The 13,724-nt window shown below is 57.5% G+C and carries 11 protein-coding genes and 4 pseudogenes; 6 read left to right on the forward strand and 9 right to left on the reverse strand.

Features of this window, described 5'->3' with window-relative positions; all coding sequences use genetic code 11:
- Window positions 1–63: 63 nt before the first annotated feature.
- Window positions 64–384 (forward strand): RNA polymerase factor sigma-54, encoded by a 321-nt coding sequence (locus ACVILI_RS32490; protein ID WP_338100944.1) that lies wholly within the window; start codon window positions 64–66, stop codon window positions 382–384.
- A gap of 81 nt (window positions 385–465) precedes the next feature.
- On the opposite strand, the pseudogene ACVILI_RS32495 reads toward ACVILI_RS32490, so the two are convergent.
- From ACVILI_RS32495 to nodB, 5 genes and pseudogenes are all read right to left on the reverse strand, one after another.
- A pseudogene (locus ACVILI_RS32495) lies at window positions 466–1,213 on the reverse strand (sulfotransferase domain-containing protein).
- Window positions 1,214–1,503: 290 nt separating this feature from the next.
- Entirely contained in the window at window positions 1,504–2,292 is a 789-nt protein-coding gene (locus tag ACVILI_RS32500) for an ABC transporter permease (RefSeq protein WP_091586620.1), read from the reverse strand.
- A gap of 3 nt (window positions 2,293–2,295) precedes the next feature.
- Window positions 2,296–3,210 carry a nodulation factor ABC transporter ATP-binding protein NodI gene (gene nodI, locus ACVILI_RS32505; protein ID WP_038655128.1) on the reverse strand — a complete coding sequence of 305 codons (915 nt, stop codon included), beginning with the start codon at window positions 3,208–3,210 and terminating at the stop codon, window positions 2,296–2,298.
- Between the two features lie 139 nt (window positions 3,211–3,349).
- Window positions 3,350–4,699 (reverse strand): chitooligosaccharide synthase NodC, encoded by a 1,350-nt coding sequence (gene nodC, locus ACVILI_RS32510; RefSeq protein ID WP_038655131.1) that lies wholly within the window; start codon window positions 4,697–4,699, stop codon window positions 3,350–3,352.
- A gap of 13 nt (window positions 4,700–4,712) precedes the next feature.
- Window positions 4,713–5,408 carry a chitooligosaccharide deacetylase NodB gene (gene nodB, locus ACVILI_RS32515; RefSeq protein ID WP_084791865.1) on the reverse strand — a complete coding sequence of 232 codons (696 nt, stop codon included), beginning with the start codon at window positions 5,406–5,408 and terminating at the stop codon, window positions 4,713–4,715.
- 302 nt (window positions 5,409–5,710) lie between these two features.
- Here nodB and ACVILI_RS32520 point away from each other — a divergent pair, with 302 nt between their 5' ends.
- The 4 genes and pseudogenes from ACVILI_RS32520 to ACVILI_RS32535 all read left to right on the forward strand — a co-directional run.
- The gene (locus ACVILI_RS32520) at window positions 5,711–6,703 is read left to right on the forward strand and encodes a LysR family transcriptional regulator (protein WP_051727029.1); all 993 of its coding nucleotides are present in this window, start codon (window positions 5,711–5,713) and stop codon (window positions 6,701–6,703) included.
- A gap of 135 nt (window positions 6,704–6,838) precedes the next feature.
- Window positions 6,839–7,301, forward strand: a pseudogene (locus ACVILI_RS32525) (transposase); the annotation flags it as partial.
- Window positions 7,302–7,514: 213 nt separating this feature from the next.
- Window positions 7,515–9,143 (forward strand): IS1634 family transposase, encoded by a 1,629-nt coding sequence (locus ACVILI_RS32530; protein WP_457102397.1) that lies wholly within the window; start codon window positions 7,515–7,517, stop codon window positions 9,141–9,143.
- A gap of 91 nt (window positions 9,144–9,234) precedes the next feature.
- Window positions 9,235–9,486, forward strand: a pseudogene (locus ACVILI_RS32535) (integrase core domain-containing protein); the annotation flags it as partial.
- A 46-nt stretch (window positions 9,487–9,532) separates the two neighbouring features.
- Here the strand turns inward: ACVILI_RS32535 and fabG are convergent.
- The 4 genes from fabG to ACVILI_RS32555 form a co-directional block, all read right to left on the reverse strand.
- The gene (gene fabG / locus ACVILI_RS32540; protein WP_091586622.1) at window positions 9,533–10,270 is read right to left on the reverse strand and encodes a 3-oxoacyl-[acyl-carrier-protein] reductase; all 738 of its coding nucleotides are present in this window, start codon (window positions 10,268–10,270) and stop codon (window positions 9,533–9,535) included.
- Between the two features lie 216 nt (window positions 10,271–10,486).
- On the reverse strand, window positions 10,487–11,695 hold the full coding sequence (locus tag ACVILI_RS32545; RefSeq protein ID WP_038655175.1) for a beta-ketoacyl-[acyl-carrier-protein] synthase family protein: 1,209 nt from the start codon (window positions 11,693–11,695) through the stop codon (window positions 10,487–10,489).
- Window positions 11,696–11,977, reverse strand: a complete 282-nt coding sequence (locus ACVILI_RS32550) for an acyl carrier protein (protein ID WP_038655172.1) — start codon at window positions 11,975–11,977, stop codon at window positions 11,696–11,698.
- A 266-nt stretch (window positions 11,978–12,243) separates the two neighbouring features.
- A complete protein-coding gene (locus tag ACVILI_RS32555) occupies window positions 12,244–12,834 on the reverse strand; it encodes a NodA family N-acyltransferase (RefSeq protein WP_038655169.1) in 591 nt (196 codons plus the stop codon).
- Between the two features lie 173 nt (window positions 12,835–13,007).
- Here ACVILI_RS32555 and ACVILI_RS32560 point away from each other — a divergent pair.
- Window positions 13,008–13,721 (forward strand): annotated as a pseudogene (locus ACVILI_RS32560) (LysR family transcriptional regulator).
- The last annotated feature ends 3 nt before the right edge of the window (window positions 13,722–13,724 follow it).

Genomic DNA, 13,724 nt, shown 5'->3' on the forward strand with positions numbered 1-13,724 from the left:
GTTGTTACCACACATTTTCGCGCCCGAAATTCAAGGCAAATGAATTCAATGGCTTAACGGACAGTGTTCGCTATCCGTTCACGTCCAACTGTTCAAGTTGGGATGCAAAGCCCGCATGGCGCGTTCGAGCTGAAGTATTTTTTCACCACCGCGATCGCCTTTTGCTACGGCGGCAACGCGCACTCCGCGGAAGCTGTCCGCCAACGGATCCTGCCGATAGTCCGTGCGGAATCGCCCGACGCCGTGCTGTCCGACGAAGACATTGTCGTGGAGTTCAAGAAGATCGGCATCTATATTGCGCGCCGCACCGTTGCAAAATATCGAGAAGTGCCTTCCTTGACGCAAATAACTTCGCAAGCCGCCTCAAGACGCTTCCCGGCCTAACGAAGCCATCTGTACGGCATGGACAAACAGCCAGATCGCTTCAGGCTCGATCCGGTCCACCTGAGATCGGGACTGAACACCTTAGTCCGAGTCCCGGACGTCAAAGAATCGCGCGAAAGGTCCTTCTGCGAAGTGGAGTCGCAACTCACTGAAATTCTGCACCGTTTGATCCAGCGTTCGGGTTTCTTGGCGCTGGAGGACGGCCCGGTCAAATCTCTCAAGCGGCGGAACGCCCAGGAAATCCCAAACCTTTTCCAAGCATGCTGTGGGTTGGTTAAGAAGATGCTCATATTCGACTACGAGCAGATCGGTCGACGCGAATGAGTGCTCGACGAGAGTGTGAAAATCGTCCGCCGCTTTGAAGTAAGCCTCGCAGTCAGAGATCGACAATCTGACGAGCGGTGGCCAAGCGGGTTCCTTGTCTGAACCGTATTTCAGCCACTGGCCGCTTTGCCTTGCCTGTGAAAAAGATCGTAGCGATTCCAATACGTTTCGAGTTACGAGGATGGCCTTGAGTGCGCGGCCACCGGATCATTTCCGCAAAAAAAGCCGGACGATCGCGAAACTGCGGTTCGTTGATCTTGCATCCAATATGCGTCACGTTCTTGTGGTCTCGCGTAGGGTAGCGCACATAGGCATGTTCGAGGAGCTCGCGATCAGGGCGTAGCAGGCGATCCTTCCCAGGCCAATTCGTATCGTATTCATTGAGTAACTCACCGTTACTCAAGACGGTCGGATGCTCGTTCAGCAATTCCTCCAGATAATGTGTGCCAGTCCTTGGCATGGCAAGGATAACAAAAGGGCGAGGCGTCGGCGTGTCGTGAGTCATTGCGCGTGTTTCCTGCTTGTCGTGCTCGCGATGGTCAAAGGAGCCTCAGGCACAAGGGCTGAGCTGCCATGTCCTGGACGCGGCTAGATCCGCGCTCATGGCGATCGGGCCGGTCCTTGGGCTCTTGGTCTCGACGATCGGAACGTGGCTGCATCAATGTATTGGGTCACTTCTCTGCTCTAATATTGCTTTGCCGTGCACAATCCCCAGGCCAATCATGGTTGGTTCCACGTCCAACGTGGCCGATTCGCGATGCGGCATTAGGGCCCCCTCGCGTCGATCAAATTGGGTCAACGCATCAGGCGTCGACGAAACAGCGCTGCCGAGAAGAAAAACGGCAATACTGCGTACACACAGAGTGCGCCGATATGAAGCCCTACATTGTTTGCCAGGTGGCCAAGCATCACAGGACGAATTAGGTCTATAGAGTTCGCCAGTGGCGATAAGGCCGCTAAGTGCTGAAAGGTGCCTGGCAACTGGTTGACTGGAAAGACCGCGCCAGACAAGAACAGCATAGGTGTGATGACAAGCGTCTGATAGAATATAAAATAGTGATAGCTAGGCGCGAGCGCGATGACAACCATCGCCAGGCTCGCAAAGGCGAACCCGGTGAGCGCGACGACCGGAAGCACATAAGGGACGGACGCCCATCCGGCATAGCCGAGCGTCGCAGCAACGACGGTAATTGCCGTACCGGCGAGAAAGGCCTTGGTGGCTGCCCATGCCAATTCACCGAGAACGATGTCGCCTATGGTAAGTTGTGAATGCAGCATTGCTTCCCAAGTGCCATGATCCCGCATGCGACCGAAAACCGCGTATATTGTTTCGAAGGTCGATGCGGTCATCGCACCTGTCGCGACCATGCCGGCTGCCAAAAAAGCAATGTATGAGGCACCTTCAACGCGGCCTACTAGTAGTCCAAGACCAGTGCCTAGCCCGAAAAGGTAAATCATAGGATCGGCAAGCATGCCGAGAAGCGACGCAAGTGCGACCTTCGTCCACGCCAGATAGTTCCGGCGCCACACCGCGATCCAATTCCACGCGTTGGCGGGTAGAGCAGCCGCAAAACCTTCACCCATTATTCATTTCTCCATCTCGCGTCCCGTTAGCCGCAAGAAAACGTCCTCAAGACTAGGCGGACGCTCCAGAAAACGCAGACCTGCGCGCCCGCGAAGCTGGACACGCACCTGCTCCGGAGCGGGTGTATAGCAAAACAGTGTCTCTCCGCTCACCTCAACGCGCTGAACGCACGGCTTGATCAGTGAAATGAGCTCATGTGGATTTCCGCCGAAGATCTCGATCACGTTACAACCAATATATTCCTCAATCAGAGCAGGAGGACTGCCCTCGGCGATTTTGGATCCATGCTCGAGCAGACATATCCGATCGCATAGTCGCTCAGCCTCTTCCATAAAATGGGTAGTCAAAATGATAGTCTTTCCGCTCGCCAACAGAAAACGGAGCCGCTCCCAGATTTGATGGCGGGCGTGCGGGTCGAGGCCGGTGGTCGGCTCGTCCATTATAAGGAGCTGGGGGTCATTAATCAGCGCACGTGCCAGCGTTAGTCGCCGCTTCATGCCGCCGGATAGTTGGCCGACACGTGCATCCGACTTGCTCTCCAGGCGCGCAAACTCAAGAAGAGATGGGATCACACCTTGGATCTCCCGAGTGCTCATGCCGAAATAACGTCCGAACACCAACAAGTTCTCGCGCACCGTGAATTCAAGGTCAAGATTGTCAGACTGCGGAACAACGCCGATGCTCTTGCGGGCCAATCGACTTCGTTCGGGCACGGACACTCCGAGCACTGTAATGTTGCCTGAGTCAGGCCGTGTCATACCAAGGAGCATGCGCGCAATCGTGCTCTTGCCTGCACCGTTGGGACCCAGCAGACCAAAGCATTCTCCCGACGCGACCGCGAATGACATGTCGTTAACAACGAGCTTATCTCCAAATGACTTGGTAACGCCTTTAAGACCGATGGCTACATTTGACATTTGTCTATCTCAAGCTAGAGAAGAAACGGCTAACCGGTAGCTTACTTTCGATTCTGGATCAGACTGGCCGGCTTTGAGCTGGTCCGTGTACAAAAAGGACAGCCCTGAAGCCTCCCGCCCAAATGCCAACCATACTCGATTAGTCGGCGCTGTGAACGCTGTCAGACCTAGCCAGTCGGGAAGGGGCGCGCGAACGACCGGTCGTATGATGTGACTCCCCACTCACCGAACTGACTGTTGGCCTCCCGATCGGATTCGCAATGATGATCGGCTTTTTGCCTTCGGGGGGCACGCTAACACTTTTACGCGACAACCAATCACTATTGCTCAATGTGCACAAAGCATACCCTTTGAGGGGAAGTAGAAGGAATATGTTGATGAACGTGTGCACAGCAAAGCCCAAAAACCGAAGTTGGTGCGCACGAAAGGCAATCACCGCGCATCGAATTACGGTCATACCGGCAATAATAGTCGCTGTTGGCCAAGGCGCGTTATTTGTCAGCACGAGTTCCGCAAGCCCGGCTAGTACAGCGATGGCGAGCAACAATGGACCGAGGTTCTGTCCAATCACATCTAGCGTGAGATAGCGATCCAGGCTTGGCAGCAGGCGCAGCGCAAGCAGGGTGTCGCGGAATGTGCTCCGTGCCCAGCGCAGCTGTTGGCGCAGATAGGCCTGCAGCGAATCTGGAACGACTGTTGCTGCGACCGCCTCTGGAACGTACTCGGTTCGGAAACCTGCTTTCAACATCAGGATCGTGAGATGGCGATCCTCGCCGAAGTCGCTTGGCTTGCCCCGAAACAGCTGTGTCTCGTATTGATCTAGCAGCGAAAGAAGAGAAGACCGACGGTACATTGCACAAGGGCCGCAACAGCACATGACCGCACCAAAACGAGCCTGCGCCGCGCGCTCCTCATTGCAGGCAAGCCAGTACTCCATGTCGATCAATCGGGTCAACCAAGAGTCGGTCCGGTTGGATGCCACCAACTGGCCCATAGCCGCGCCGATCGCTGGATCGCGCATCCTTTCCGTAAGCTTGGTCACGACCTCGGGCTCAAGTGTCGTGTCGGAGTCGACGCTGAGTACGAAATCTCCGGACGAGATGCGGATCGCGGCGATCTGTGCCTTGCGTTTGCCAACATTCTTGCCGAGCTGAATGAACGTGAACCTCGGGTCGTCGACGTAGGCATGATGAACTGGTACGAGGGTATCGCGATTTCCGGAACCGTCATCAACCACGTAGACATGCAGGTCCCCAGCATATTCCTGAGTCGCAACGGAAGCTAGACACGCCGCGAGCGTCCGCGGATTCTCGTTGTAGCAGGGGATAATTACATCCACACTCGGCCAAAGGTCTGATCCAAGTAAGTCGTCTGACATCGACGTAATTGTAGACGGCTGCGCGTATACGGCTTGCGTGCCTTTATAAACAGCAGAGAGCAGCGCATAACACGAAATGGCGACAGTACTGACTGTGGCGAGCAGGTCCATAAGATCTCTTTGTTCAATGATGTTGAGGAAGGGATCGGACTACGAATCCGCGGTCATGCAACGATGGAATCAGGTGGGACAGCGCCGTAATTGTCTGGTCGCGTGGCTCGGTGTGGTTGCGCTCGCACCCATCGTGCAAGAGCACAATTGCACCCGGTCGGAGGCCGGCGAGTACCGCATCGACAATCGAATCGGCGCCGGGTCGAGACCAGTCTCGTGGATCAACTGACCAATGCAGGGCGGCCAATCCAGCACTCGCCGACGTAGCGAGAACTTCTTCGGTCCAGCTCCCATACGGGGCTCGAAAGTGCCGTACCGTGGCCTCTGGACACGCCAACCGGATGGCTCTGCTCGCCCCAGCTATTTCACATTCGACTTCGCCCAGTTCGCATTCGAAGAGATCCGGATGAGTCATCGTGTGATTGGCTACTTCGTGCCCATCTGCAATCATTCGCCGGATAAGTTCCGGTTGGTCTACAGCCTCGGCACCGATCACGAAGAATGTCGCCGGTACCCGATGTTGCGCCAGCAAATCGAGGACCTCCGGTGTCCAAATCGGGTTCGGACCGTCGTCAAATGTCAGATAAACACTGCGCTCTTCGGTGACGACCCGTGTACAGATGTCCTGTTTAAAGCCCGAGAGTTCTACATGCTGAGCATGTTGCGACTCATTGCCCCTGCACAACGTCCACCGCACATCAGAACGCATGGAAAGACCTCGTATTTGTTCGTGTTTTCTTGAGGTAAGCGCCTAATGATAGGGAGCTTGTCGCGTCGAGCCGACGCGTTGTGGTTGACGTAGATTACCGGAGAAGCTTAACCGCTATAAACATCCGGATGACGCCGTAAGGCGTCACCGGCAATGCTGCTCGTCACCAACGTAAACACCAAGTTTCATTTCAGGCTTACATCCTTGCAAGGTCCCTATGCGACGTTCAGCAAAGCTGGTAAAATTCTTTGTTTCGATGAGAGGTATCCACTCGATGGATGGCCGCTCGGTGGATGGCGGACATGCGTTTCAAGGGGCTTGATTTAAACCTCCTCGTCGTGCTCGACGCGCTGCTGGCGGAGCGCAACCTGTCAGCGGCGGCACGCCGCATCAACCTCAGTCAGCCGGCCATGAGTGCGGCTGTTGCCCGGCTGCGCGAGTTTTTCGGCGATGAACTATTCAGCATGAGTGGTCGCGAACGTATTCTTACATCACGCGCGATAGCACTTGGCCCTGCAGTTCGCGATGCCCTCCTGTACATTCAGTCCTCGATTATTTCATCAGATCCATTTAACCCAGCTCGATCTGATCGCCGCTTTAGGATCATTATTTCCGATTTCGCTACGCTCGTGTTTTTTGAAAAAGTGGTGGAGCGTGTTGCCCGGGAAGCCCCCGCCGTTACCTTCGAATTGCTGCCTCACGACGACATCCCCGATGAGCTCCTCCGGCGCGGTGACGTCGACTTTTTGGTTATTCCGGATGTGTTCATGTCAAACACGCATCCGCGAGTGTCGCTTTTCTACGAGAGGCTCGTATGCGTAGGCTGTCCCACGAACAAGCAGCTGCCACGGCAGCTTACATTCGAGAGATATCTCTCGATGAGGCACGTGTGCGTAAGGTTCGGACGTTTGCAGAAGCCCTCAATCGAGGAACAGTTCTTGCTTGAGCATGGCCTTCAAAGACGTGTTGAAGTTGTTGTGCAGGGCTTCAGCATGATCCCGCCCATGGTGTCAGGCACACCTCGTATAGGGACGATGCCCTTGCGACTGGTCAGGCATTTTGAAAAAATGTTCCCCCTTCAGGTCGTCGAGCTTCCTCTGCCGCTTCCCGGTTTCACCGAAGCCGCCCAGTGGCCGGCACTCCACAATAGCGATCCGGGAAGCATCTGGATGCGGGAGATAATGGTGCAGGAGGCATCTCGGATGGCTAGCCCGCTGAAAGCACACGAGAGTCCAGGCGCTCCTGAATTTACTCTGACTGCCATCGACCCCTCTTATAGTCTGGATCAGGAATGAGGCCGACAGATCGAGGGGACCAGTTGTTTGGCACGAGTTGCGCGTTGAGCTCCGAGGAGTGGAGTTCAGAACCATGGCCTGCTGCCGGTTTCGTGGACACCGAGATAAGGTGTTTAACGGAACTGGAGAGTTGGAATGCAGAGAAGGAAATTCAGCCGCGAGTTCAAGCTTGAGGCGGTGAGATTGATCAAGGATCGGGGCGTTGCGGTGGCCCAGGCTGCCCGCGACCTCGATGTCCACGAGAATGTGCTGCGCAAATGGGTGCGTGAGCTATCGACCGATCCGCAGCATGCGTTTCCCGGTCATGGGCAGATGAAGCCGGAGCAGCAGGAGATCGACCGGCTGCGCAAGGAAGTGGCCAAGCTGAAGGCGGAGCGCGACATCCAAAAAAAAACCGCAGCCTACTTCGCGAGGGAAGTGACATGAGGTGCTGGATGTGTCCCGATCAGGCTTCCATGCCTGGCTCAACCGCAGCCCCAGCGCTCGCTCCCGGCATGACGAGATCCTCGTTTCCAGGGTCGACCGAAGCTTCAATAGCAGCGACCGCACCTATGGGTCTCGTCGCGTCTGGCATGACGTGCTGGCCGAGGGCCTCTCTGCGCCAGGAACGACATCGACCACCGCACCACCAAGGCCAGGCACCCATGCCCAACTTGAACAGTTGGACGTGAACGGATAGCGAACACTGTCCGTTAAGCCATTGAATTCATTTGCCTTGAATTTCGGGCGCGAAAATGTGTGGTAACAACATTTGATCTGCTAGCCGCATGTTGTATGGATTTTATGGCATTTATTTACTAACAACGCTGGCATGTTTGTCGTTGAGAGAGTCGCGCGCGGCCATCGCTATCTCTACCTCGTGGAAAGTGTCCGCGACGGCAAAACCGTTCGCCAGCGCACGATAAAGGCACTGGGCCGCAAGGATGCGCTGGTTGCCAGCGGCGAACTTGACAGATTGGCGGCCTCGATTGCGCGCCATGGCGAACGCAGCCTCATCCTGTCCGACATTGACGCGGGGCGGATTGCCTCTCGCCGCATTGGCGGTCCGCTGTTGTTCGGGCGGCTGTGGCAGCGGCTCGGGATTGGCGATGTGCTGGAAGAGGTGCTGGAAGGGCGCCAGTTCGGCTTTGCGGTGGAACGGGCGGTGTTCATTGGCACGTTGCATCGGCTGTTCGTGTCGGGCTCGGACCGCGACTGCGCGAACTGGATGGCCGATTATGGTATCGAGGGCGCCGAGGGTCTGGCGCTCCATCACTTTTACCGGGCCATGGCGTGGCTGGGCGAGGAACGCGGCGAAAAGGCGCAAGGCGCGCTGGTGGCGCGCTGCGTGAAAGACGTGATCGAGGAAAAGCTCTTCGCGCGCCGGCAGGACCTGTTCACCGACCTCAGCCTTGTGTTCATGGACACAACCTCGTTATCCTTCTACGGCGCGGGCGGCGAGACGCTGGGCAAGCGCGGGCATTCCAAGGACTTCCGCCCCGATCTGGCGCAAATGATCCTGGCGCTGGTCGTTGATGGCGAGGGCCGGCCGATCTGCACCGAGATGGTGCCTGGCAACACCGCTGACGTGACCGTCCTGTTGCCGGTGGTCGATCGGCTGCGAACGCGCTTCGGCGTCACACGCGCCTGCGTTGTCGCCGATCGCGGCATGATCAGCGCCGATACCATCGCCGCGCTCGAAAAGCTGGGCATGGAATACATTCTGGGGGCCCGCGAACGCTCGAGCAGCGTGATCCACAACGTCGTGCTCAATGACACGGCGCCGATGGTTCCGCTCGTTCTCGAGCGCCAGCGCGGTGAAACTCAGTTGTGGGTCAAAGAGGTCAAGTTCGGTAAAGACCGCTACATCGTCAGCCGCAATGACGCCGAGGCCGAGAAGGACAAGGCCGACCGCCAGGCGATCATCGCCGGCCTCGAGGCACAGCTCAAGAAGGGCGACAAGGCACTGGTCGGCAACTCGGCCTACCGGCGTTACCTCAAGGCCAGCGGCAAGAACTTCAAGATCGATGTCGGCAAGCTTGCCGAGGAAGCCCGCTACGACGGTATCACCGTGGTGCGGACCAACGCGAAGGTGACCCCGCTCCAGGCCGTGCTGCGGTATCGCGATTTGCTCGAGGTCGAGAGCCTGTTCCGCGCCGCCAAGGCAACCTTCAATACCCGGCCGATCTTCCACCAATCCGATGCCGCCATCCGCGGGCATGTGTTCTGCTCGTTCCTGGCGCTCGTGCTCAGCAAGGAACTGCGCCGCCTCTGCCGGGCCAAAGGCCTGACGCCCGAATGGCAGCCGCTCCTACGCGATCTCGATCGCCTCCAGGAAGCCACCATCGAAAAGGATGGTCGCATCGTCACAACCAGAACTCACGTCACCGGCCAAGTGGGCAACGTCTTCAAGGCAGCTGGCATCGCTCTGCCACACAACCTCGACGAACAACTCGCCTGAGATCCCCCCAAAATGTAGTGGTAACACGCGCCGGCGCGCGCCTAACATGCTGACTTAATGACATATTCTCACAGGCGGTGTTTAAGTCGGGCCATGGACCAACGGCCAGGTCGAGAGGATGAACCGGACTATCAAGGACGCAACCGTCAAGCGCTTCTACCATGAGAGCCACGATCAGCTCCGGCAGCACCTCGCCGACTTCGTCGCAGCCTACAACTTCGCTCGCAGACTGAAGACCCTCAAGGGCCTCACCCCATAAGAGTTCATCTGCAAGGCCTGGGCTGCACAGCCGGAACGCTTCACGCTAAATCCGCTCCAGCAAATGCCGGGACTAAACATCTAGGTGGTTGCGGAGGCCATGCCCCATCATTTACAGGTACACTCAGTGCTCAAATCATGGCCATGCCGCCATTGACGTGAATGGTCTGGCCGGTGACGTAGGCGGCTTCGTTGGAGGCGAGGTAGGCGACGGCGGACGCCACTTCAGCACCCGTGCCCATGCGGCGCGTCGGGATCGCTGCCATGATCGCCTCTTTCTGCTTGTCGTTGAGCTTGTCGGTCATGGCCGATTCGATGAAGCCCGGGGCGACGCAATTGACGGTGATGTTGCGGGTAGCGATCTCCTGCGCCAGCGACTTGGAAAAGCCGATCATGCCGGCCTTTGAGGATGAGTAGTTGGTCTGGCCCGAATTGCCGGTGATGCCAGAGACGGAAGTGATATTGATGATGCGGCCATGGCGACGGCGCATCATCGGATGGGTGAGTTCGCGCGTCAGCCGGAAAACGGCGGTCAAATTGACCTCGATCACGGAGTTCCAATCGGCGTCCGACATGCGCACGAACAGGCCGTCCTTGGTGATGCCGGCATTGTTGACCAGAATGTCGACGCCTTCGAGTTCGGCCTCAGCCTTCTGGCCGAGCGCCTTGACTTCGTCGCGGTTCGACAAGTTGGCCGGGAACAGCTTGACCCGATCGCCGAGTTCGCCCGCCAAGGTTTCCAGTTTCTCGATGCGGGTGCCGTGCAGGCCGACAATGGCGCCTTGCGCATGCAGCACGCGGGCAATCGCCTCGCCTATGCCTCCCGATGCGCCGGTGACGAGCGCCTTGCGGCCGGTCAGTTCGAACATTTCTTATCCTTTCTCAAATCCTGCTTGCCGGTTAGTTCAGTGACCTCTAAATCGAGCCGGAAATCCTAGGGTTCGATGGGATGCCTTGCTCGACGCTCCTGATCCTCGCCAAGACCTCGGCCCGCGAGGTATATTCGTATCCGGCCCAAAACCGCTCGGGCACTCATGAGCGCAGGGCGCAAGCGACCCTGCCCGGATTTGTATGTCTCAGCGCTCCTACACCTGTTTAAATGCTAAAACTGCGTTCATGCCGCCCATAGCAAATGCGTTGCTAATGGCCACACGCACCTTGCGCTCGCGTGGCACGTTGGGCGTGACGTCCAGATCGCAATCGGGGTCTGGCTCGCGATAGTTGGCGGTCGGCGGTACGATCCCCTCTTGGATCGCCCTCACACAGGCAATCATTTCGAGCGCACTCGCTGCGCCGAGGCAATGCGCGTGGGTGGACTTGGTGGAAGAGACGGACATCGAACAAGCATGCGCACCGAAGACCCGCTTGATCGCCGCCGTTTCGACCTGATCGTTGGCCTTGGTGCCTGTGCCGTGCGCGTTCAGGTAGTCCACGTCCTCGGGATTCAGCCTCGCATCGGCAAGGCATGCGCGCATCGCCGCCTCCGGCCCGTGAACTGCCGGCGCGGCGATATGGAAAGCATCAGCAGACAGGCCGATGCCGGCGACCTCGGCAAGAATTGTAGCGCCGCGGGCAACAGCATAATCATAGTTTTCCAGCACGGCCATGCCTGCCCCTTCGCCCAGCACTAAGCCCTTTCGGTCAGCGGAGAAGGGCCGGCAAGTATCCGGAGCGAGCACGCGCATTGCTTCCCACGCCTTCACCACAATGAATACGAACGGCGCGTCGCTGCCTCCCGCAAGCATCACGTCCGCACGGCCGGCCCTGATCTGGTCGACAGCTGAAGCGACCGCATGATTGGCTGATGCACAGGCGGAGGTCACGCCGAAGACCGGCCCGCGCAGGCCGAGGCTCATGCTGATATGGCACGCAGCCGCACTCGGCATCGCCTTCACACCAGTGAACAGATCAATGCGTGCCGCGGCTCCCAAAAGGAGGGCGCGATAGGCCTTTTCGGTCGCGTCGTAGCCGCCGAAACCAACGCCCACAGCTGCGCCGAAGCGATGGGCATTTGACTCATCGATGGAAAGTCCGGCCTGTCGCATCGCTTCGCGCGCTGAAATTACGGCAAGCAGGCTGAAGCGGTCCATCGAGAGGAGCTGCCTGCGGTCGACGTCATGCTCCGGCAGCTTCTTGATCTCGGCGCCGATCGTCCCCTCTAGCCCATGAAGCTGTGGATTGATAATCGGGCCGATGGCCGAGCGGCCATCGCGCATGCCCGTCCAAATGGAGGCGACATCGGTGCCCAGTCCACAAAGCCCGCCCAATCCGGTGATGACGACGCGCCGATCCATTCAAGCCGCCTTGCTGAGCAAGCCGCGAATGGCTTCCACCATGTCGCCGACATTTTGGAGATCAGACCAGGCCTCCGCCGTGTTCATTTCGAGCTTGATGCCGTAGGCCTGCTCAAGATCCCAGAGAACGTCCGCCAGTCCCAGAGAGTCAATGCCAAGCCCAGTCAGTTCCGTCGCAGTCGTGATGTCGCCGACGTATTGCGCAGTGATGCCCTCGGAACTCTCCGATTCGATGCGTTTCTTGATTATCTCAATGATTTCCGTTGCAAGTTGATCAGTCATTTCTGCTCCTTTGATTTTCAATTTGTTTTACGTGGCGAATTAGCCAAGGGGCTGTGCAACTGACAAAGCCCTATGCTCATTAAAGCCGGATGAATTCTGGCCGCTCTTTGGCGCAGGCTCCGTCTACGAGAACGTCGCCGGCATCCAATGTTGCGCCAACAATCGAGGTGCAAAGTGGATTGGGAGATCGTCAAAGGTCATACACGCTGCGATCTTCTGCGCCACAACCCCAGTCACTCCAGGCTCGCACCTGCAGTTCAGAAGTTTCATAGCTCCGAACCGTTCCGGTCGATCACGTCCCCCGGCGGCCATTCGTCGATCGAGCGTCCAATGGGCGACACCAAAACGATCACGTCCTCCAGGCGTGTGGACGGCAAGTCATGATGCACATTTGCACGGCTCGACCGTACTTTAACGCCCGGCACGATGGCCGCTATACCCTCTCTGCAGAACCTCTCCACATGGCTACGCATTGCGTGGCGAACCGTGCCGAAAGCGAAGGGAACGGCTAGCTGCTGCAGAACTGGATGCACCATGCGCATTGAAAAGCTGATTCCGAGCTTCTCTAGATCCGGCCGAACCCCGTACAATCCTAACTCAGCTACTAAGAGATCGACCTCGCCCACCTTGATGAATCGTCGCAGTATGCCGACGTGTGCGGCTATACCCTGCGCGTCGCTAGCAATTAAGCGGACTTCCGGTCTCGCGCCGGCCCAACTGCGACCGCCTTCGAACGGCTTTGCGTCGAAGCTCCCAATTCGGCCATAGATCTTTCGGAAGAAGTCGGAGAGTTCGACATGGTCGGTCAGTTGCAGGTCATTTTCCCAGCACAATCTCCACTGCACGGCTGAGCGCATGGAAGAATTTCTCCTTTCGGGCTGTCCGTAAGACGCTCATCACGGCATAGAGGGCAGCGGTGATCGGCGCGTCAGGTGTTTGTCCATGCAAGATTCCAGAACGACAATAAAATCCTTTGTTTCGATGTAAGGTATCCACTCGATGGATGGCCACTCGATGGACGACCGCGGACATGCATTTCAAGCAGCTTGATTTAAAGCTCCTCGTTGTGCTCGACGCGCCGCTGGCGGAGGGCAACCTGTCAGCGGCGGCACGCCGCACCAACCTCAGTAAGCCGGCCACGAGTGCGGCTGTTGCCTGGCTGCGCGAGTTTTCGGCGATGAACTATTCAGCATGAGCGGTCGCGAACGTATTCTGAATCACGCGCGATAGCACTTGGCCCTGCAGTTCGCGATGCCCTCCTGTAAATCCAGTCCTCGATTATTTCATCAGATCCGTTTAACCCAGTTCGATCTGATCGCCGCTTTAGGAGGAGGCTCGTATGCGTAGGCTGTCCCACGAACAAGCAGCTGCCACGGCAGCTTACATTCGAGAGATATTTCTCGATGATGCACCTGTGCATAAGGTTCGGACGTTCGCAGAAGCCCTCAATCGAGGAACTGTTCTTGCTTGAGCATGGTCTTCAAAGACGTGTTGAAGTCGTTGTGCAGGGCTTCAGCATGATCCCCGCCCATGGTGTCGGGCACATCTCGTATGGGGACGATGCCCTTCCGACTGGCAGGCATTTCGAAAAACTTTCCCCCTTCAGATCGTCGAGCTTCCTCTGCCGCTTCCCGGTTTCACCGAAGCCGCCCAGTGGCCGGCACTGCACAATAGTGATCCGGGAAGTATCTGGATGCGGAAGATAATGGTGCAGGAGGCAACTCGGATGGCTGGCCCGTTGTGACAC

The sequence above is a fragment of the Mesorhizobium sp. USDA 4775 genome, from assembly GCF_054062655.1.